This window comes from Methylomonas sp. Kb3, assembly GCF_002834115.1.
Classification (GTDB): Bacteria; Pseudomonadota; Gammaproteobacteria; order Methylococcales; family Methylomonadaceae; genus Methylomonas; species Methylomonas defluvii.
In genome coordinates this window covers 54,011-75,080 of record NZ_PIZT01000014.1, presented here as the reverse complement: position 1 = coordinate 75,080, position 21,070 = coordinate 54,011, and the positions used below count along the sequence as shown (strand labels likewise).

The 21,070-nt window shown below is 51.0% G+C and carries 16 protein-coding genes; 1 reads left to right on the top strand and 15 read right to left on the bottom strand.

Annotated features, from left to right (window positions below):
• Nucleotides 1-156 precede the first annotated feature (156 nt).
• From CWO84_RS10550 to CWO84_RS10540, 3 genes are all read right to left on the bottom strand, one after another.
• Complete coding sequence (locus tag CWO84_RS10550) at nt 157-339, bottom strand: YbdD/YjiX family protein (RefSeq protein WP_101052613.1); 183 nt, start codon at nt 337-339, stop codon at nt 157-159.
• An 11-nt stretch (nt 340-350) separates the two neighbouring features.
• Complete coding sequence (locus CWO84_RS10545; protein WP_240348293.1) at nt 351-665, bottom strand: PilZ domain-containing protein; 315 nt, start codon at nt 663-665, stop codon at nt 351-353.
• 106 nt (nt 666-771) lie between these two features.
• The gene (locus CWO84_RS10540) at nt 772-3,069 is read right to left on the bottom strand and encodes a DNA internalization-related competence protein ComEC/Rec2 (protein ID WP_033159320.1); all 2,298 of its coding nucleotides are present in this window, start codon (nt 3,067-3,069) and stop codon (nt 772-774) included.
• Between the two features lie 257 nt (nt 3,070-3,326).
• Between CWO84_RS10540 and CWO84_RS10535 the strand changes: the two genes are divergently transcribed.
• A complete protein-coding gene (locus CWO84_RS10535; protein ID WP_101052611.1) occupies nt 3,327-4,646 on the top strand; it encodes a PepSY-associated TM helix domain-containing protein in 1,320 nt (439 codons plus the stop codon).
• Nucleotides 4,647-4,664: 18 nt separating this feature from the next.
• Here the strand turns inward: CWO84_RS10535 and CWO84_RS10530 are convergent, their stop codons facing one another.
• The 12 genes from CWO84_RS10530 to CWO84_RS10475 all read right to left on the bottom strand — a co-directional run bounded on the left by CWO84_RS10530 (nt 4,665) and on the right by CWO84_RS10475 (nt 21,060).
• The gene (locus tag CWO84_RS10530; protein WP_051670511.1) at nt 4,665-5,525 is read right to left on the bottom strand and encodes an HDOD domain-containing protein; all 861 of its coding nucleotides are present in this window, start codon (nt 5,523-5,525) and stop codon (nt 4,665-4,667) included.
• A complete protein-coding gene (locus CWO84_RS10525; protein ID WP_101052609.1) occupies nt 5,518-10,629 on the bottom strand; it encodes an EAL domain-containing protein in 5,112 nt (1,703 codons plus the stop codon). Before CWO84_RS10525 ends, CWO84_RS10530 begins: the two co-directional genes overlap by 8 nt.
• 13 nt (nt 10,630-10,642) lie before the next feature.
• Nucleotides 10,643-11,110, bottom strand: a complete 468-nt coding sequence (locus tag CWO84_RS10520; RefSeq protein ID WP_165385965.1) for a YfiR family protein — start codon at nt 11,108-11,110, stop codon at nt 10,643-10,645.
• Nucleotides 11,111-11,245: 135 nt separating this feature from the next.
• Nucleotides 11,246-13,231 carry a TonB-dependent receptor gene (locus tag CWO84_RS10515; RefSeq protein WP_101052607.1) on the bottom strand — a complete coding sequence of 662 codons (1,986 nt, stop codon included), beginning with the start codon at nt 13,229-13,231 and terminating at the stop codon, nt 11,246-11,248.
• A 389-nt stretch (nt 13,232-13,620) separates the two neighbouring features.
• Nucleotides 13,621-14,688 (bottom strand): hypothetical protein, encoded by a 1,068-nt coding sequence (locus tag CWO84_RS10510; RefSeq protein WP_240618024.1) that lies wholly within the window; start codon nt 14,686-14,688, stop codon nt 13,621-13,623.
• 56 nt (nt 14,689-14,744) lie between these two features.
• Nucleotides 14,745-17,543, bottom strand: a complete 2,799-nt coding sequence (locus CWO84_RS10505; RefSeq protein WP_101052604.1) for a class I adenylate cyclase — start codon at nt 17,541-17,543, stop codon at nt 14,745-14,747.
• 42 nt (nt 17,544-17,585) lie between these two features.
• Nucleotides 17,586-18,185, bottom strand: a complete 600-nt coding sequence (gene cobC / locus CWO84_RS10500; RefSeq protein WP_033159324.1) for an alpha-ribazole phosphatase family protein — start codon at nt 18,183-18,185, stop codon at nt 17,586-17,588.
• Between the two features lie 10 nt (nt 18,186-18,195).
• Nucleotides 18,196-18,942 carry a phosphate/phosphite/phosphonate ABC transporter substrate-binding protein gene (locus CWO84_RS10495; protein ID WP_033159325.1) on the bottom strand — a complete coding sequence of 249 codons (747 nt, stop codon included), beginning with the start codon at nt 18,940-18,942 and terminating at the stop codon, nt 18,196-18,198.
• Between the two features lie 12 nt (nt 18,943-18,954).
• Nucleotides 18,955-19,431: a PAS domain-containing protein gene (locus CWO84_RS10490; RefSeq protein WP_033159326.1), complete on the bottom strand. Its 477-nt coding sequence runs from the start codon at nt 19,429-19,431 to the stop codon at nt 18,955-18,957.
• 27 nt (nt 19,432-19,458) lie between these two features.
• Nucleotides 19,459-19,821 (bottom strand): roadblock/LC7 domain-containing protein, encoded by a 363-nt coding sequence (locus CWO84_RS10485; protein WP_101052602.1) that lies wholly within the window; start codon nt 19,819-19,821, stop codon nt 19,459-19,461.
• 40 nt (nt 19,822-19,861) lie between these two features.
• Entirely contained in the window at nt 19,862-20,518 is a 657-nt protein-coding gene (locus tag CWO84_RS10480; RefSeq protein ID WP_101052600.1) for a hypothetical protein, read from the bottom strand.
• Between the two features lie 5 nt (nt 20,519-20,523).
• A complete protein-coding gene (locus CWO84_RS10475) occupies nt 20,524-21,060 on the bottom strand; it encodes an ATP/GTP-binding protein (RefSeq protein ID WP_101052598.1) in 537 nt (178 codons plus the stop codon).
• Between the last annotated feature and the right edge of the window lie 10 nt (nt 21,061-21,070).

The following is a 21,070-nucleotide window of genomic DNA, read 5'->3' as shown; positions in this document are numbered from 1 at the left end:
AGCCTTTTTTATTGCCTTGCGGCTTGCAATGCCAAACTTGCGCCGTACACAAGTTCATCGAATTGCACCGGCTCTCTACGACTGGACTATTTGAATGGAATAGTGAACTGCGGTTGGAATACTTTTTAGCACCAGCAACTCAAGCAACAATTAAATTCAGCAACACCGCTTGATGCCATTCCATTTGCGCTGCGTTTCAGCCGCAAAAAATCCTTTTCGACTTAACGGCGGAAACTGCCCGGCGTGATGCGCTTGCCAATGCAGCAAATAACGCTCATAAGCGGCATCGCCATTGAGGTGACCCCAGAATGACCGCACACACCTTAGCAATCTGCTCATAAGGGTCTCGATTAATCTTTACGCTGTGGTGCCAGCTTAACGCATTCGAACATCAGATCGTCGAATTCGTCCTCGCTGTGCTTGCTCGGACTATATTGCAAACCGCATTCGCGATCTTCGCGGATATGCTTGATGTTACCGTGTATCGACATCGCCACCCGCGACTCCGGCAGTATGATGGAAATCCGCAATTCCGCTTCGTCCACTGCTTGACCCAGAGGTTCTTTCAAGCGAATTTTTATGCCGCTGTAACTCATATCAACAACTTGGCCGTCAATGATGATCTCGCCGCCGGGCGGTGGCGGTTCGATGATGATGTGCGCCACGAGTCCTTCCGGGTTAAAACGTATTCTGCTACGGTTTTCATTCTCCACTGCAATGCTCCATATTTTGATCCTGAGAGTATAGGCAGAAACGCCGACACGGCAAAATTTATCTGACATCAATACTCTGCCGATTCGGCGCGGGTGTTCGCCAATATCGTTGCCGTTTGGCTCGCTCGGCTATCGGCTGAATTGTTTCGGGCCCACTACGCACCGAAATAGCGCCCTGTTCGGCCGCATTCAACCAAGCCATGCCAAGCTGGCTATAGCGTTCGATAACCTGGCGATGCGGAAAACCAAAACGGTTTTGATAACCGGCAGGAATCAAAATAAGCCTGGGATTAACTTTTTCAAGCAAAGCCAGGCTTGATGAGGTTTTGCTGCCATGGTGCGGTGCCAACAATACGTCGCTGGCAAGTTTGTCAGCGTACTCTCGCACCAACCAGTTTTCGGCTGTTTGTTCGATGTCGCCGGTCAGCAAAAAAACCTGCTGTGCGGAGCTTACTTGTAATACGCAGGAGTTATCGTTATCACCGATGAATCCACTTTCCGGCGGGGACAGCACCTTAAAAGTAACTTCATCCCAACGCCAGGTTTGTCCGGCCCGGCAATACTCGCCATGTTCGCGTGCGGCCCATTCAGGAACGCTGCTAACAGACTTGTCTACCGGCAATTCGGCAAATATCGACTCCGCGCCGCCACTGTGATCGTTATCGCCATGACTAATCACCAAACTATCAACCCGAGAGATACCCTGCTCGCGTAAAAACGGCAGGACCACTGAATCGCCCATGTCGGAATATTCCGAATAACGTGCGCCGGTATCAAACACCAGAGTATGTTCCGCAGTTTGCAGCACGGCTGCTAATCCTTGCCCCACGTCCAAAACAGTCAACCAAGCTTCACCGGGTTTCGGTTTTTCAACATCAACCAGTAATAACGGCAAAAACAGTAACGGACTTAAATACCGGCACGGAAAGCCCCTTGGCGCTAACAGCAGAAGCACGCCGATGGCCGCCAAGCCAATCGCATACCATGGCGGCGGGAGGCAATAGATGCTGGCTAATGGTAATTCGGCCATGTGCGAAAGCACCCACCACAAGCCTTGCAAGGCATAGTCCAAAACTTGCAGCAACAGCGCTCCGCATGCCGGCCAGATAAACAATAACACCACCGCCAACAAGGCCGGCGGCACGATCAATATACCGATAACCGGCACTGCCAACCAATTTGCGACAGGCGATATCAACGATACTTGCTGAAAAAACACGACCAATAAGGGCGACAAGCCCACGGCCGTGGCCAATTGCGCGGCGCCGGCTTCGCGCCAATACGAAGGTCTGCCCAATCGGCCCGCCGACACGTAAATCAATAATGCCACTGCCACGAATGACAGCCAAAAGCCGACCGACAGCACCGCCAACGGATCGAACAGCAAGACAGCCAGCAACGCCAGCAATAAAACTCGCATCGGCGCGGTGTTACGCTGCCAAGCGATTGCTGCCAACGCCACGCTGAGCATCACCACCGCACGTAGAGTGGGCACCGAATAGCCCGCCAAGCCGGCGTAAAACAGCGAAGCCAGCCAAGCGCACAATGCGGCGGCCCGTTGCGGCGAAATGCTTAATATCCCGGTCCAAGCCCACAGCCGTCTGCTCCAAAGGTAAATCAGGCCGGCGATCAGACTGATATGTGAACCGGAAATCACGATTAAATGCACCACACCGGTGAGTCTAAACACGCGCCATTGCTCTTGGGTGATTGCGTTTTGGCTGCCGATGGTCAATGCTTTTATCACGCCTAACTGTCCACTGCCGGGCAAAGCCGCGTCCAGTCGGTTGGCAATCGCTTGCCGACACTGAGCAAAATATTGACCGGCACTCGGCGATAAGCTCACGATTTGCGGCGGCGGTTTATCGCGCACATAACCCGTAGCACCGATATGGTTGGCAAATAACCAGGCTTCGAAATCAAAGCCGCCGGGGTTGAGGCGGCCGTGCGGCCTGCGCAACTTAACCTGGAACTCCCAGCCCTGCCCCGCAGCTAAGTTGAGCTTTGGGTAATACCAGCTCAGGCGAATTTTATCCGGAAAGTTGCCGGAGGGCGCCGTGACAATAAAATCAAAATTGGTGCGCTGCTCTTGTTGTTGCGGCAGACTGGCGATATAGCCTTGAATTTTCACTTCCTGGTTTTGATAGGTATCGGGGAGTTGTTGGGACAGCCGCCAGCTACCCAATAGACTCGCCCACAGCACCCCAGCCAGCAGCGCGAAAAATCGCCAATGGTGCCGATAAATCAACAACAAGCCGCTAACCACCAAACCGATAAACTCGAACAGACTAGGCAAGCGGCTGAACTGTTGGACAGCAACAATTCCGGCCAGAAATAGCAAACTGCTCAGATTCATCGCCTCTCCGACCTACATTTATCCTGTATAAAACGCCTCATATCTCTACCAATCAAACTCCGCCGCCCTGCGTATTTCACGCAGTCTAGCCGATTTTTTAAACTTGTCTGCGGCGCAACGGCTGTCATGGGCTGGTTGTTGTTGCATTAATCCTGCAAAATAGCCGGTTGCCGTGCCTGGCAAATGCTGTTTTTTAAATTTATAGCGTCTAAGGCTGCTGAAGGCGGGCTGTCGCTAAATCTCCCACTGTATACCCCATGCAAGAAACCCATTACCCGCTGATTGTCCGCCCACGCTTTATCCTGAATGCCCGCAAATGGTGGCGCTTGTGCCATGTTTATCTGGCACTGAGTTTGGGACTCATCTTCGCGCTGATCGGCTTGACCGGCAGTTTGAGTATTTACCGGGAAGAATTGGATAGCTTGCTCAATCCGCAATTGCGCGTCGATACCCCACAATCAACGGCTTTATCGCTGGACAAAATCGTCGCGGCGGTACGTGCTGCCCATCCGGATCGGCACGGTGCCTGGACCTTGGAAATGCCGCGAGCACCGGACGGCATGATCACCGCCTGGTTTGAAAAGCCCAAGGAAAGCGTAGACGCCTTTTATGCGCCTCTGATGGTCTCGGTCAATCCTTACACCGGCCGGGTTGTCGACAGCCGCTTATGGGGCCAAACCCTGACGACCTGGCTGTTGGATTTACATACCCAACTGCAATTGGACGGCTTTGGCCGAAATGCGTTGGCGGTTTTAGGCGGCTTATTAATGTTGTCGGTACTCAGTGGTTTGTACCTGTGGTGGCCGGGCTGGCCCAAGTTGTGGCGCGCCTTTTCGCTGCGCCACGATGCCGGCTTGATGCGGCTAGTATTTGATTTGCACCGACTACTGGGCGTAGCCAGTTCCGGCTTTTTAATGTTGCTGGCCTTCACTGGTTTTCATCTGGCCTACCCTAGCCTGCTGGAGAACCTGACCGCCGCGTCCGGCATGGGACATGGTGACGCCGGCCCCAATGTGCGCAGCAGCGCCATACCCAATGACAGGCCGACCAGTCTGTCGGAAGCAATCCTCGTGGCCCGCGGACCGTTTCCCAGCTCGGAAGTCCGGCGAATTACCACCCCGGTTGGCGAGCTGGGGACGTATCGGATCAATTTGCGCCAACTTAACGAGATCAATCAACACCACCCGTTCACGACCGTTTGGGTGGACCGCTGGAGCGGACAAATTCGCGATGTGCAAAACCCCAGCCAATTCTCAGCCGGACAAACATTTACCACCTGGCTTTGGCCGCTCCATACCGGCGAAGCCTTGGGCGAAAGCGGCCGCTTGCTGTGGTTTTTTGTGGGATTGACGCCGACATGCCTGTTTTTGAGCGGCTTATTACACTGGTTACACCGACATGGCTGGGTCGCGGATCGAGAAATCAACCTGAAACAGGCGACAGACGCGGCGACAACTGCTTGCATGACGACATTAAAACGCGCCGCCAAGGCAATTCTTAGGGTCGTGATCCCCGCTGCTAACCGTTTTTTGCAAAAAATCTACGGCCGAATCAGGCGGATAAAAAGACTAAAGTAGTGTTTTCAGCACCACTTCTTAAGGAAATAGCACTTTCGCCAATTCCTGAGTTTTTAAATATTGGCTTTGCAGGTCGGCAAATATCTCAGCCTGACAGGCCGGGCTGATGCTCAGTTTCTCAAAGGCCGAGACCGGCCAGGTTTCTTTATCGTCGAACACACTACCCACCATATGCGTCGCCGCGCCGACCAAAGCTGCCTGCCGCCAATAGCTGCCTTGATAACCCGGATTGCGATGGTACCGAATAATCGCCACCAACGCTTCGGGTATTCCCCAGGAAACGGTCAGATGCGCCCCGACTTCGCAATAATCGGTATGCAGCAATTTGCGCAAGGCTTGATTCAAGTCCAATTCGGGATTGGCTTGTTTAAAACGCAGGGCCTGGTGGGTTTCTTCGGGCATGATGTCGGCCATGCAGAGCAAGCCGATATTGTGCAGGATGCCGCCGGTATGCACGGTTTGCGGCAAGTGTTCATTGCCCCGCTCCGCCGCAAGCTCGTCGGCCAGCGCACGGGCAGCGTGCGCCACCAGCATGGTACTGATCCAATAGCGTTTGATATCGAAACTTCGGCAATCCCTGATATTAAACGGCTTCATCACCGCCAAACCGATACCGACGCCCCGGACAATATTTAATCCCAGTTTCAAACAGGTTCTTTCCAATGACGTCACCGGTTCGCTGGAGTTGTTAAACCACGCTGAATTGGCCAAGGCAATCAGTCGCGACGAAATCGTGGCATGCCCCGCCAGAATCTTGGCTAACCGGGCATAATCCAGATTATCGTCGGACAAGGCTTTGACCACTTGATGAACGTCGTGCGGTAAAGAAGGCAGCCGTTTAATATCTGCAAAGCGTTCCGGCAATTCAAGATCAGTCATAATTGTTTCGATGAATATCGTTATGGGCTGGTTTGGAGTGAATAAATTCCAGCCGGAAATCTTTGTCAAACATGGCCGGCACTTCGGCGGCAGTCAAAGGTTGACTAAACAAATAGCCTTGCACCACTTGGCAGCCCAAGCCGCTCATCACCATGGCTTGCTCTATCGTCTCCACGCCTTCCGCCACCAGCGAGAAATCCATCGCATTGGCCATGCCGATAATCGTCCCGAGCAAAATGGGGGTTTGCGGATTAAACAGCACATCCTGAACAACGGTTCTGTCGATTTTCAGACAATCCACCGGCAATTGCTTAAGGGACGCCAGCGACGAAAAGCCGGTACCGAAGTCGTCTATGGCGATTTTCACTCCTATGCCCTTCAGTTTTTTAAATATCTCTAAGTCTGCCGCCGTTTGCATGGCACTTTCTGTGACTTCGATTTGCAAATAGTGAGCCGGCAATTGGGTATGTTTGAGGATTTCCCGCAACGTGAACGGAAATTGCGGATCGCGGAAATGGCTTGCCGAGACGTTGACAGCCGTGGTGAATAACGGCAGCCCTTGGTTTTGCCAGGCAATTAATTGTTCGCAAGCCTGTTGAATAGCCCAGTCGCTAATTTTACCGATCAAACCCAAAGCCTCAGCCAAAGGAATAAACTCGCCGGGCCCCAACAAACCGCGCAACGGATGTCGCCAGCGCACCAAGGCTTCGAGACCTATCATTCGCCCATCCAACATACTTACCTGGGGCTGATAATACAATTGCAATTGCTGGTGCTCCAGCGCGTCGCGCAAGGTTTGCTCGTCTTGCATGCGCTTAATCGCCAGGCCCGTCATCTCCGGCCGATAGTAAGCGTAGCGCTGTTTGCCGGCGCTTTTCGCTGCGTACATGGCGGTGTCGGCGGCTTTCATCAAGTCGTGCTCGTTCTCGCCATCTTTTGGATAAATAGCAATACCGATACTGACGCGGGGCTTTAAATGGTGGGTATCCAAAATTAAAGGTCGGTTGATTTCCTGCAAACAGCGTTCCGCGATTTCCATGGCTTGAAATTCGTCGGTAATGCTGCTGGCGATGATACAAAATTCGTCTCCGCCCAATCGCGCAGCAAAGTCTTCTTCACGTACCACGCTTTGGATACGTTGGGCGATCGCTTTCAGAAATTGATCGCCGACGTTATGTCCAAAGCTGTCGTTGACGTACTTAAATTCGTCCAGATCCAGGAATAGAAACGCAAACTCCAGCTTGCCGCGCGCCGAGGCTTTGATGGTCTGTTGAATACGCTTGTGATAATGCACACGGCTGGCCAGGCCGGTCAACTCATCGAAATACGCCAACTGATGGATGATTTTTTCCGATTGCTTTTGCTTGGAAATATCCTGCACCGTCCCGGTGACAAAACTCTGCTGTCCGCTGCTAATCATGGCCGTATCCTGGCGGACACTGATGGGCGTTTCCAGATCCGGCCGCAAGCGGTACTCGACATACTCGACCTGTTCGCCCTGGGCAGCGGCCTCTATCAAGGTCTGCACTATTTTGCGGTCCGCAGCCTCAATTAAATTCAAATAGTTGCTGAGCTCTCCCAGAAAATAGTCGGCCGGCATTTGGCACATTTCCGCTAAAAACGGCGATATTTCGAATTTATCCTGCCGCGGATCCCAAGTCCAATAGCCCAAACCGGCGATGCGTTGCGCAGCAGACAATTGCTGCTTACTGTTGCGTAATTCCGCCGTGTCATGGCTGGAGCGCAGCAGAAAACGAATGTGATGAATCAACACCACATGATTAAGGGGTTTGATGATGAAGTCGGTAGCGCCGACCTTAAATGCCCGATTTATCGATTCGATGTCTTCCAAGCCGGTAGACATAATGATGGGAATGTCGGTCATGGCGGGGTTGGCGGACATGCGCCGGCAGGTTTCAAAACCGTCGATGCCCGGCATAATCGCATCGACTATGACTAGATCCGGAATGGCCGTTTCCAGCAAGAGCAGCGCCGCTTCGCCACTCTCGGCCTCCACGACGTCGAAACCCGAGGCTTTTAACTGTTCGCCGGTAATCAATCTGAAGTTTGGATCGTCGTCTATCAGTAAAATTCGCTTGGCTTCCAGCGCCAAGTCGGCTACTCGCTTATCCATGCCGGATTGCGGCAAATCGGGCTGCGCTACGCTGGCATGGGCAATAACACGCAGCTCGGCCAAAGCCGCCGGCAATTGCGCCTCAAATTCCGCCAGCAGTGCCGGGATTGCTGCAAGATCAGCTTGGCGGCCGGCAGTTTCCAGCAATCGGCAGGTTTTAGACAAATCCCTGGCACCCAGATTGGCGCTGGACGATTTGAGGGCATGAGCCATATCGGCCAGCAAATCCGCCTGCCCATCGCTAGCGGCTTGTCTAAGTTTTTCGGCTGTTTCCGGCGCGGTTTGCAGATAGAGTGCGATGGCCTTGTTTAATAAACTTACCCCATTCGCATCGTAAATATCCCGAAGCTGAGCCAGATCGGCCTGGCAAATCGGTCCGGGCGGAAATTCGCCTGCCATCGCTGCGTCTTGATATGCCAGCGGAGCCGACTCCAGTGCATTATCCGCAGCATTTGGCAGCCAATTTATCAATAGATGGCGCAGTTGTTCTTTGCTGAACGGTTTACTTAAATAGCCGTCCATACCCACCATTTCACACTGATCGTGTATGCCTTTTTGTACATCGGCGGTTAAAGCGATAATCGGAATTCGGGTCGAGGCCGTGGCTTGTTCATGCTCGCGAATTTTGACTGTTGCCGAAAAGCCATCCATAACCGGCATATGACAATCCATCAAAATTAAATCGTAACGGCGCCGGCAGGCGGCTTGCAACGCTTCCTGACCGTCTGCAACCACCTCCGCGATGCAGCCCATGCTTTCTAAGAAGCTTTTGACCACTTCCTGATTAACCAAGTTATCCTCGGCCACCAAAATGCGCCCGGATAACTTAATTTGCTCCGGTGTAACAGCGGATGGCGCCGTTTGCTCCACGGGTGCGAACGTGGCGATTTCCAGCAAGCAATTCAGCAGACGTTGTTGAAAAACCGGTTTGTTCAAATAAAAGCTGATGCCGTATTCGTGGGTCAGGCCGGTTTTAATGCTGACATTTTCGGAGCTGAGCATGATTAAAGGCAGTTTGGGAATACGCTGGTCGCGTTGAATGGCCTTGGCCAGCGTCAAGCCGTCCATTACCGGCAAATGCCAATCCAGCAGAGCAACTTGAAACGGATTATTTAAAGTAGCCGCCTCGACCAATAGCTTCAGCGCCCTGGGGCCGCTATCGACGGTCGTAACATGGGCGCCCCATAGCGAAACTTGATCGTGAAGTATGTCGCGGTTTATCGCATTGTCATCCACTACCAGGATGTGCAGACCTTCCAAAGCACTGGTGTCGGCACGTTCGATGTCGCTCTGGATGCCCAACCCCAATTCTAAGTCAAAGTAAAACCGGGAACCCCGACCGATATTACTTTCCAGCCCCAGACTACCGCCCATTAATTCGACTAATTGCTTGGAAATGGTCAAACCTAAACCGGTCCCGCCATAACGCCGGGTAATGCTGCCGTCGGACTGCGTGAAACTGTCGAAAATTTCCGCCTGACGCTCAGCGGCAACCCCTATGCCGGTATCGATTACTTCGAATAATAATCTGACTTTATCGCGTGCGGTATTTTCCGGAACACTCACCTTAAGCTGCACATCGCCTTCTTCGGTAAACTTGATGGCATTGCTCAGCAGATTAACCAGCACCTGCCGTAATCGTTCCGCATCGCCCTGCACAATAACGTGCATTTGGTGCGGCAGATTCAATATCAGTTCCAGGCCTTTACGGTGGGCTTGCTCAGCCATCATTTCCACGGTGTCTTCCAATAAGCGGCGCAGATCGAACTCCTGAACGATCAACTGCAATTTGCCGGCTTCGATTTTGGAAAAATCGAGAATATTATTGATGATGCTGAGTAGCGAATTGGCGGAACGGTAGGCAGTATCGGCAAATCTGGTTTGCCGATCATCCAAACCGGATGACATCAACAACTCGGTCATGCCCAACACGCCATTCATCGGCGTTCTGATCTCATGGCTCATGGTTGCCAAAAATTGCGACTTGGCTTTACTGGCTTGTTCGGCTTGCTCTTTGGCGGAGAGCGCTTCGGCGATGCTGATACTCAGCTCTTGATTTTTTTCTTCCAATTGCTGGGTACGTTCGATAACTTGCCTTTCCAAAGAATCTCGGTGCATGGCTAGTTGATCGTCTCTGAACTGGATTTCGGCTAGCATGGCATTGTACACATCGGCTAAATCGCCGAATTCGTCGTTGCTGGTCTTGTTAATCCGATGCGAAAAACTCTTCTCATGCCCCACCGATTGCATGGCATCCATCAGTTTGAGTAGGGGCGCCAAAAATATTTGCTGCAATTTGGTGGTCAGCATACCGATTAAGACCATGGTAAACACCACGATCAAACCCATAGTCGAATAAAACGCTTTTAATATGGCGTAGAAACCGCTTTGGTCATCCACCAAATGCAATACCCCTACGACGTCACCATCCAGTTCTATCGAACGGACAAAATGCAGATTGTTGTCGTCATCGTATTTGAATACGTTTTTTTCGCCAGCCTTACCGACAATATTATTGGTATAAGGAAATAAGCGCTCATACCAATAAGCAAAAACTTCGCCGATAAAACCATATAGGCCTTCTGAACTAGGGAGGGATTGCGCATCGTTTAAAAGCGCGGAAGCTTTTTCCGCATCCCAATGACTAACGCCCAGCTTTTGCGAGTGATAGTCGGCAAATAACTTGCCTTGCTTATCATATAATTCGGCATTTAATATGCTGTCCCGGGTTTTCATACTATTTAACATAGTATTAGCCGAGACAGTATCTTCAAAAACCAGCGCCGCTGAAATATTCGACGCAATAATATTGGCAATTAATACCAGCTGCTGCTCGGTATCTTTCTTTTTTGCATAATATTCATTTACAACAATCGCAGTGCTTGCCGAAAACAGCGTCAACACAGCGATCAAAGTCATAATAAAGACTAGCTTGATCTTGATAGGCGCATTGTTAAACCATTTAAACATGCGATTATCTCTCCTAATTATCGCCGACAATTTTCGCTAAGCGCAGAAGGCTGGAACTAATCGTTAGCCCCGAGCTTTTGACCGTGGCAAGATTGATATGTAACTGTATTTTTCCGTCGGTATTCACCATAGCCACCATGCCCCCCGATTCGATAAAATTGGCTTCTTCACCTATCGTCAACACCGGAAACTGCCTGGTATCTAAAAAAACTTGCGACAAAACACTATTGGATAATTCGCTTAAAAACAGAATATGACATTGATTTAAATTGCGTAACTTATCCGAATTAATTATTTTAATCACTCTATCTCCAACTGCTTTACCGCTAATTGAATCAAAAGATTGCAGTAATGCATTGTCTCCTACCAAACAAACCTGCAGGTTATTTCCGGAATTGGCAAACGCCTGCTCCGGCCATTGCGTAAAACGGGCAAAATTAAGCGTCAATGCGGCCAACACCGTATATTGCTCAAGCGCCAACGGCGCCGCGCAAGACGCGCTTGAACTAAATAACATTAATGCCAACAGATAAATTTTTATTGCGTTTTGCATATCCGTCGCAACAATAATCCAACTAAATAGAAAAAATGCAAAACAGTCTACCTGCCAGCGGCATCAGAAATTCCAACTGATTTTGCCGTACATACCCCTATCAATAAATGTTGGCAGTACCAGGTTTTCCTGTTGATATTCCAAGTGGCTATTAGTTAATAAGTTTTGGCCTACCAATGATATTTCCAGATCAGGTTCGGGGCGCCAGGCCAAGCGCGCGTCCATCGTCACATAATCGGGTATGTAACTGTTGCCGGAAGCTGTTGCTGCGGCATTGTTGCCGACGTAGCGAAACCAAACATCAAAGTCCAAATCCGGCCGTATATTCACCGCACTGCGTAAATTCATGCGCTGCTGCGGACTAATGCCCACCACCGCCATTGCGGTTTGCGGCACTTCGGTTTTAAGGAGGCTGTAATTGGCGTCCCACCGCCACCAGTCCAGCATTTGCCAGACAGTCGAGACTTCGACACCATAGGTCTTGGCTTTTAAATTATTACTAAAGGGTAAAGGCTGGACCAACACACCGCGAATAGGATCGAAATAAACGGCGCCTTGGGAAGCGTCGCGCATGTGCGCGTAATCGTTATAAAACGCCGTCACATCCACCGATACGGATTTGATCATGGTGGTGCGGTAACCCACTTCGTAAGCAATCACATCTTCGCTGCGCAAGCTTGTGTTACCCTCCAGCGCCAGTTCCACCGGTATAAAAAATGGCGATGACGGCGGCACAACCGCTGTCGTCAAGCGCATATTGGCTTCGCCGCGCGAGGGCGTGCGCACTGCTCTGGATACCCCGGCCCAAAGCCGATGATTCAGAGCCGGTGCCCACATCAGTCTGGCGGTGGGCTGGCCTTCAAAACCGGTGAAATCGTTATGTTCGAACTTGTTGCCCAAGGTCAACCACAGCGTTTGGTCTATCAATTCCATTTCATCCTGGACGAAGGCGCTGAATAACTGATTTTTCCGGTGGGCAGGGGACATGCTGAATATAGTGCTACTTTCAAGGCGATCCGAGGTTAGTTGGTAACCCAGCCCCCAAATCAATTCATGACTATCAAACAAGCCGAAGCGATGCTGAAAATCCAAGTCAAACGTATCCCGCCCCTCGGACATCCACTCCTCATTGCGTCGATAGTAGTCGTAAAACAACTGTAGGGACATGTCGGACTGGGTGGAAAACGTGTGCTGCCAGCGCCCCATGATATTGCCGCCGTAAGCTTCGGCTTTATCACGGAAAGTTGTACTGTAGGGCGCTAAAATACTGGGTTTAGACAGCACTTGATTGAGATGACTGTGATAAAGATCGCCCTGAAATTTAAGTTCGTCCGCTGACGACAGCTGAGAATCTATGCGAAACCCACCCTGTACTTTGTCCCAATCGTCGCCGGCGCCATGGCCTTGGGCATTGGTATTTTGATCGCGTTTGAACCCCTTGGCATAAACCCGGCCCGTCGTATCCTCGCCCAACTTGCCGCCGTAGCGAAATGCGCCAAACCCCTGTTCCTCAGTACCGCCGCCTGCAGCCACCAGACCGCCCTGCGTTTTCGAGCTGTGTTTGGTGATGATGTTGATTACACCGTTTACCGCGTTAGCGCCCCACAGCGTCGCGCCAGGGCCTCTAATCACCTCAATCCGCTCGACATCCTCCATCATCACATCCTGGTTTTCCCAGTAGGTACCGGAAAACATGCGGCTATAAGTATTGCGACCATCGATCAATACCAGTAACTTGTTGGAGAAACGCGCATTAAAGCCCCGGGAACTGACCGCCCACTTGTTCGAATCGATACGCGCCACGTCAAGGCCTGGGGCCATGCGCAGTGCCTCGGGAATACTGGTCGCGCCCGTTCGTTTGATGTCATCGTTGGTAATGACAAATATCGCGGCCGCGGAATCGTTTAGTGCTTGGGCTTTTTTGGACACTGAAGTCACTTCAACATTCAGCAAGTCTTCCACATTCAGCTCAAGTGCGTCTTGAGATGCAGCCTGCAAGACGCAGGCGTGACCAGTTAATACAAAAAATCCGGCAATATATTTTTTCATAGGGTCTTATGAGCAGTACTTTGAGTCATTCAATCTTTATTAATCAGCAATCCCGGATACCTGGATTGCGACTCCGGCATGCGGTTTGACTATCAACCAGCCTTCATATCGACAGCGAGGGACATTCCCGCAGCTTGGGGGGCCTTATAGGCCGCGAAGGGAATCAGTCCGGATTCGCAGGAACAGCAATATTTGAGGATCGGGCTAACCATAAAGCATGGCGTGTCATGATCGTTTCGATATTGTTTTGCAATGTGGGCAAGTCTAGCTCAATTATCGAATTCAGACAGATGATGGGGCAGGCATGAGAGGCTTCCGTATCCATGCTCGGCCAAGCCGGAAAAAAATGCCCCGACTCGGCCGCAGGAAAATCATAGGAAATCTTTGTTTCAAGCCAGGAAATTAAGTTGCTGCACGCTGCCGGCTTGGCCTTGTTCGGTTAAATAAATACCGCTACTGGCAATTTCACCCAACGCTTGATTGGCGGTGTCTCTTAATTGAAACGGCGTCGTCAAGTGACCTAAGTAAATCGCGCCGACATTTTTATCACCCAGCGCCAATAATTGCTGCGACCCGTCATCATGCCGCTGCCAGATGCGGAGTTGTTTATAAACGGCATCGCCGGAGTCGATATACTGATTGTTATCGTCGTCATAAGCCGCTAAGTCTGCAAAGCCGTTGCCGCTGCGCGGACCGAACAATTCCGAACCGTCGTTGATCAGGCCATCCTGGTTTTTGTCCAATGCCAGCAGACCGCTGCCGGCTTTCAAACCGGCTATTTGATCCAAACGACCATCGGCATCGATATCGAATTGAAATCGGCTGCCGCTTAACTCTGCGGCATTGCCGTCGAAATTGATAACCAAAGGATCGGTTTTCACCGCGTCGCCGGCGCGGATACTGAGATTGGATTCGGTATAAAAGCTGCGGCTCATCGACATTGACACTGAAAAACTCAGCGTTTGCCCATCCCGGGTAGTGATACTACCTTCTGCGCTGAAATTAGTCGTTTCGCTTTCGAAATAAGACTCGGATTTTTGGTAGACCAGTCCATACCCTTCGCGCTCGGGGACTGATGTTGCCGGTGCTTGCTGCGGGGCCTGAATGGTCACAGAGTCGGCTTGCCCCTTGAGATCATCCGGTGCGAATAATTCAAAGTCGCGGCCGGTAATCTCCTTGACCATGCGTCTAATGATTTGCAACAGCAGATTATCTTTGGAACTGAGCGCCCTATCGGCATCCAGGGTTTGCGTCGCGGTTGCCGAAGTTTGCGCCGACCGGCTGAGATCAAGGGAATCTTGAATGACTTTGCGCGCGGTTTCGGGACGAGTCTTTCGCGCTGCATTGGGGGTATCTTCCGGCTTATCGATCCAGACCCGCAGCGATTCGTTGCGTTTGCTGATCTGTTGCGCTTGATGCTGACTTTGCAGGTGGACGGCGGAATTCTGGATAATCATGGCAACCCCCATAGCTCGACTGGTGTGAGCTAAATATCGGCTGCGACCCTGAAATATTAAATATTTAGTTTGTCTTCTATTTTTTGCTTGTAGTTTAGGAAATGGGCGGCTCGTAACTGCTCGTTTCGGTCTGTTCCCAACAGACGACAAGGTACATCTATTTCGGTGATGTGAAACGGATAGTCGTCGCGGTTTTTCCGATAGCCCAGTATGTGGGCGCGAATCGGTTTGAAGCTATCGGCGTTGGCGACAGAAAACTTTTGTTGGTTACAGTAAATCGCAATTGCACCGTCCTCATCGGTCGCTATCCGCACTCTCAGATCCATCACACTGGCGCCGAGTTTGACCGGCACGGCCTGGCAAGATAGCACTCCGGCTGAATTGCGCTGGATTTCGTAAAATTTGACACTCAAACCATCCGGCAATTGCGCGCGCGCCAGCAAGGTGCCTAAAAACACGGAATAGTGCGTGATGACGTGCTCAGGATTGGCATTGCTATGCTGATGGACAAACAGCGCGCCTTTTTCGTCAAGCACGTAAACACCCACGTGTTTGCTGGTTGCATGATAAAAAACCTGAATCACATCAGCCAAATTCTGCGTATATAAAGACGGAATATAGGTTTGATCCAGTACGTAGGCATCAAAAAATACTGCGGAAAATTGCGGATTAGGCTTGGCTAATTCATGCAGCAGTTGATTTTGCGTGTCCAGCCGGTAATAGCCGAGGCTGCCGTTTCTGAGTTGGAACAAGCCATAACCGGTCTCGGCAGCCACGATATAGCGCTGCAAGCCGTCCCGAGCGGATGCAAAAAATTTTAGCAAATTGCCGAACAAAGATTCGATGCGCAAGAGGATGCTTTTGCCGCGTACCGGGTTGTAACATAGCGCTTGGAGTTTATCGGCAGACAAGGGCGCGGCGCTGTTGTTAAACACGTCAACGAGGCAGTTAAATACTCCCTCTATGCCTATATAGCGCTGCAAGCTGGCCTCCCCCCAACTGGATACCGACAAGCGCTGAATGCTCTGGATGAAACACTGACGGCTATCACCGTAACTTAACGGGTCTGAGCGTTCGCTCATCACCAACTGTTGATTGTTCGCGTCAATCGCCAAACTTTCGCCGAGGTTTATCAGTAACAAGGACGACGAGACGCGATTCGGCTCGCCGTAAACCTCCAGATCGTTCTCCCTGCCCGGCAAATAGCGGCTTAGAAACGCATTCAACTCATTAAACAGTTGATATAAATCATTATTGGCAATTTTAAGATTGGGAGTCACCAGTTGCAGATTGAGCGACTTTTTGTACAAGCCGTTTACCACGGCCCAGCATAAAACTTCGAGCAAGCTCTCGCCGGATTTAATCGCGCTTTCCAGAGAGGCTTTCTGTGACGCCGCCCGGTCATCGTATAAACACCAGCGAGGCGGAGCGTCGTCAGTCAGGACTTCCACAGCTATCAGCAAATCGGGTTTGGCGTGGACCGTGGTTCTGGTGGTGAGCACTTCAATTTTATCGGGACGTAAATCCAGGGTGGCCCGCAATTTCCGGCCGATCAATTTCAAGTCTCTGTTTTCCCGCTGCGCCTGATCCAATGGCAAACCGGAAAACTTTAAAATCATCCGCAGACATTGTTGCAATTGATCGCGAATCACCACGTGCTCGACACTGGCTTTCTTAATGTCCCAAAATTTTTGGCTGGCTAAATTGTCCAGCAAATCCTCCGGCCATTCCCATTGATCTGCCACACTATGCAGATAATCTTCACGCTGCAAGCGCACTCTATTCTCCGTGAGATTATCGGACGCGGCCATGATCTTCATGTAAAAACATTCCCGAATCAGATTCAAGCGGCGTTTGGACTGAGCCTGGCGCAGATAGGCATCCACTTTACGGTACATCAGCAGGTAAGGATCCAGGCTTTCGACACTGAAATCGCCTTGATACACCGCCTGCTTCAATGACAGACACAGCCACTGCGGTTCGGGAAATTCGCTGGCATAACTTTCCATCAGCAGCAGCTTCAACAAGGACTTATGCGGGGATGTCAAAGACTTGTAGATATGCCAAAGCGTCGCACTGACGAATTCCGCCATCGGCATATCTTCTAGGCCGCCGAAATCGACGACGTCGGTTTCGGAGATAAACCGGTTTTCCAGCAAATGCGCGACATATTGCTTATAGTATTTTTCCTGTTGCGGCGGCACCAACCACCAGACCGGTATCCGCCCGGCGATGTAAATCGAGGTGCGGTAAAACTCTTCCAATAACAGATAATGTTGGGTTTCGCCGCTACTCTCTTTAGAGATCGGCGTATTTTCGCCGCGCAAAAACTGCGCCGCATCAACCAGAAAAAAATGCGTCTCAATTTTTAAGGTCGCCGCCCATTTTTCCACTTCCTGGGCTTTTTGCCGCAATTCGTTTAATTCATCCGGCGCCAAAGTGGATGAATGGCAAAGCCAAATATCAATATCGCTGTTTTTCGAAAACGCCATACTCCCGACGCTACCCATCAAAAAAATCGCCTGGATAGGATAGTGTCTTAAGGCCTTGCGCTTGTAGACAAAGCCTTTGGAAAACTGCTTGGCAACATCTATAGTCTGCTTGTTGGGCGTGTAATCGGGAATACCCGCCGGGCCTTCCAGCGACACGAAACCGGGCAACAAGGGATGATTTTGATGAAACAGTAACGGCAACAGCTTTAAGAAATCCTGTTGGCGCGGCTGCAAAAAACTTTGTACATGTTGCAAACGCAACTGATTGAAGTGCTTGAATCGTTGGGCAACTGCATATAGATCTTTTTTGCTGATCTCTTCGCCCGGCGCGCCTAAATGGATGGGTAGGAATCGATTGATCAAAACGGCCGCGCCTAAATCAAGTGTAAGGCCAGTATAGAAGAATCAAACCGGCTTGTGAAAATTAAGCTGGACGAAGCGCCCGTTACCGTCATCAAAACAGGTAAAACGGGTTAAACAGGCGTGCGGCAAATCGATATGAAAACTTTGGGTAACCGGCAGCTTGAAGGCTTCTGCGAATATTGCTCTGATCACACCGGCATGGGTTACTACCAGCACGCGGCGTCCGGCCTGCTCAGCCAATAAACTTTCCCAGCCCTTCCTGACGCGGGCGGCGAATGCTTGGTAGCTTTCCGCGTTCGGCGGGGTGAAATGGACGGGGTCTTTATAAAATGCCGCCAGTGAGTCGGGCCAGCGACTGGAAATTTGCTCGGCGGTTTGGCCTTCCCAAGCGCCGAAATCAATTTCACCCCATGCCGGTTCAATCACCAAATCCTGTTGCTGTTGTTCGCACCAGGCCGCGGCAAAGGAACGGCAACGGCGTAGCGGCGAACTGATCACCACATCCCACTGCCCTGCCCCGCATTGGCCATACATCTGCCGCCAACCGCGTTCAGTCAGCGGATCGTCGGTGATTCCGCGATAATACGAACCGCCACGGGCTTCGCCGTGTCGCAGAAAATCGATTACGGTCGACTGATGCATCGCGATGGAATCAAGTGTTCAAGGTATCCATCAAATCGATCATGAACTCCATTTCCTCGTCTTCGATCCGTTGCCATGCCCTAAAGCCCAGGGCATTCAACACCCCACCGCCTTTTTCATCCTTATCCATCTCCAGTAATATTTTTTGAATGTCGGCGCGGCGATTCTGTAATCTCGGCCCTATCATCAAAGAATGGTAGATGACGCTTATTTGGCTACGCACCAAGATCCGCAGCTGTTTTTTAATCACACCGGACAGGTTGTCATAGGCCTCCGCCAGAATGATGCCGACATCCGCTTCGCCTTTCAGCAGGTGTTTGGCCACCAAAACATGATTGTCCGATAACAACGGGACGATATTCCCGGCGTGCAAATCCGCGGGCTCCAACATAATCATGCCCATCAGGCGCACATCCGGATCGTCGGTGAAAGCCACCCGAGTATTCGGTTGTAAGTCGGCCACATCGTTGATATTACTGTCGGCGTTAACGGCAATGATCGCTTCGTCGGATTCGCCCTGGGCGCGTACCAGCGGCAAAAAACCTTTTTCTCGGACCAGCATGGCGGCGTCGAAGGGGTTGGCGTAAATCAAATCGATCTTATCGGCTGCGATGGCCTGATGCAGGTCTTGATAGTGATTGTACATTTCCAAATGGATGGCCTCGGCGCTCTGCTTTTGCAACCAAGTGTTGAATATATACCAACCCGACAGGTGGTCTGGGGCAAAATCCGGGCTGACTGTAAACATGTAAGACATGATGCTCCCCAATTAACTAAGTGTCGGATACAGTGCGATGCATTCATCGACTTTACTGCGCGAGGGTTTGCGGCGCACCGAGGTATAGCCAACCACCTTACCGCCGCGCACATTCGGAATGACCGTGGCTTTTACCCAGTAATAACCGCCGTCCTTACGCAAGTTTTTCACGAAGCCTTGCCATTTTTCACCGCGTTGCACCGTATCCCATAAGTCTTTAAACGCAGCGGACGGCATGTCCGGGTGCCTGAGAATACAATGCGGCGCGCCGATTAACTCCGCTTCGGTATAGCCCGACATTTCCACAAATGCGCGATTGACGTGGCTGATAATGCCATCCGGCGTCGTGGTGGAAACAATCAATTTGCCGTCGGGATACGGCGTTTCAAGCTCGGTGTACAGCACTTTTCTGGATTTGCCGTCGCAATAGGTAAGCGTTGCTTCCTGGTACTCGCCAATGATGTCTTCGGGCTTCATATCAACGATCATGATTTACTCCGGGTTGCCGGTTAGGGTTTACAGCATTTCGGAAATACTCTCTGCCGCACGCTTCACATCAAGAAAGATGAGTCCGAGCTTGGCGTTGGGTTTGGCGAGTACGGTAAGCACGGCTTCATTACCGGCATAGGTCATTAGCACATAGCCCCTGGCACCTTTGATCAACACCTGTTCCAAATTGCCGCGATTTAATTCTTGGGCCGTTCTATCGCCCAAAGACAACATGGCTGCACTCATAGCGCCTACCCGATCCTCGTCCATACCGGCTGGCAACACCGACGCCATCATCAGACCGTCGGTGGAAATCACACCTGAGGCTTCTATATCCGCCGAAGTACCGTTCAGCTCGTTTAAAACCGACGTCAGCATGTCTGCTTTCATAATCTAATTCCTATTCATTAATGGGTGATATGCGATCCGCTTAATTGGCAGCATCAGCGGCTTTGCTTAAATAACGGGTGATTAAAGCCCAGGCCAAGGTTACAAACTCCGCTTGGTTAAAATGCGGTACGCCGCTGATCGCCAGCACAAAACGGTGCTTACCGACGAACATCGGCCAAAAACCGATTTGACTGTTACCGAACGGATCAACGATGGCCCAGGCATGGCTGGAAATACCCATATTGTTTATCAGTAATCCGGAACGGCGTTTATGCACCGTTGCCAGTTCCGCGCTGAGCGCGGACAATTCTTCGGCGACCTCATGCGGAAAACCGCTACACGCCAGATAAAACCCTTGGTCATCTGCCAATAGCACTTTGCCGCTCTCGGAAATCGATCCCAATAAATCCGGCAACATCGTCTCAAGCGCAGCCTGTGGCGCCTGTAAAGGCGTGTCTACGCCTTGCACCCAACCTAGCTTTTGGCAGTACAGCAACAATTGCAAGGCTTTGTCCTCGTCATCGATTTCCATCAATGTTTGCAACTGCGCGATAGTCAGTGCCGGAGTCTGTTCCTGTTGCAGCAAGCGGATTAAAAACCGCCGGGGTTTATCGTTTTCGGGTGACGAGACAGCGTAGTAAGCACCAGCGGGAGTAGGATAGAGATACAGCCCGTTAATCAGATCAAATCTTTCCATGGTGATTACCCCGCCAAACCAGGATCCAGGGAATATAAAAGAGCTTGTACCAACAAAGAAACATCATTCTTTTCCCGTGCATCCACCGAAAAAACCGGCGGTTTCAAGCCAAAGCCTTGCAGTTGCGCATGGTAGTCTTCTATTGAGGGTGTGCTACTTAAATCCATTTGCGTCACCCCAATCGCTACGCTGGTGTCGTTGATAAACTTACCGAACGCATCCAGAAAAAAACGCATATCCTGAAAAGGATCTGCGCGGGTATTGTCTAGCAATAAAATTAAGCCGATGCCGCCGTTGGTCAAAATATCCCACATAAAATCAAACCGTTCCTGGCCGGGAGTACCGTACAAGTGAATTTTTTCGCCGCCCGCCAAATTCATGACACCGTAGTCCATCGCCACCGTAGTGGATGCTTTACGATTTTTTGTCATATCACTGGCAGCCGCATCAGTTTTTATCGGAGGCACATCGCTACTAGCGTTGATTGCAGTCGTTTTGCCGGCGCCTACCGGGCCCGTGAAAATAATTTTGTATTGACTCATCGAGATTCCT

Excerpts from the sequence above, each read along its gene's own strand:
- cobC (WP_033159324.1), bottom strand. The coding sequence starts at position 18,185 with ATGCATCAGTCGACCGTAATCGATTTTCTGCGACACGGCGAAGCCCGT.
- CWO84_RS10480 (WP_101052600.1), bottom strand. The coding sequence starts at position 20,518 with ATGGAAAGATTTGATCTGATTAACGGGCTGTATCTCTATCCTACTCCC.
- CWO84_RS10510 (WP_240618024.1), bottom strand. The coding sequence starts at position 14,688 with ATGATTATCCAGAATTCCGCCGTCCACCTGCAAAGTCAGCATCAAGCG.
- CWO84_RS10515 (WP_101052607.1), bottom strand. The coding sequence starts at position 13,231 with ATGAAAAAATATATTGCCGGATTTTTTGTATTAACTGGTCACGCCTGC.
- CWO84_RS10550 (WP_101052613.1), bottom strand. The coding sequence starts at position 339 with ATGAGCAGATTGCTAAGGTGTGTGCGGTCATTCTGGGGTCACCTCAAT.
- CWO84_RS10530 (WP_051670511.1), bottom strand. The coding sequence starts at position 5,525 with ATGACTGATCTTGAATTGCCGGAACGCTTTGCAGATATTAAACGGCTG.
- CWO84_RS10475 (WP_101052598.1), bottom strand. The coding sequence starts at position 21,060 with ATGAGTCAATACAAAATTATTTTCACGGGCCCGGTAGGCGCCGGCAAA.
- CWO84_RS10485 (WP_101052602.1), bottom strand. The coding sequence starts at position 19,821 with ATGAAAGCAGACATGCTGACGTCGGTTTTAAACGAGCTGAACGGTACT.
- CWO84_RS10525 (WP_101052609.1), bottom strand. The coding sequence starts at position 10,629 with ATGTTTAAATGGTTTAACAATGCGCCTATCAAGATCAAGCTAGTCTTT.
- CWO84_RS10540 (WP_033159320.1), bottom strand. The coding sequence starts at position 3,069 with ATGAATCTGAGCAGTTTGCTATTTCTGGCCGGAATTGTTGCTGTCCAA.
- CWO84_RS10535 (WP_101052611.1), top strand. The coding sequence starts at position 3,327 with ATGCAAGAAACCCATTACCCGCTGATTGTCCGCCCACGCTTTATCCTG.
- CWO84_RS10490 (WP_033159326.1), bottom strand. The coding sequence starts at position 19,431 with ATGATCGTTGATATGAAGCCCGAAGACATCATTGGCGAGTACCAGGAA.
- CWO84_RS10495 (WP_033159325.1), bottom strand. The coding sequence starts at position 18,942 with ATGTCTTACATGTTTACAGTCAGCCCGGATTTTGCCCCAGACCACCTG.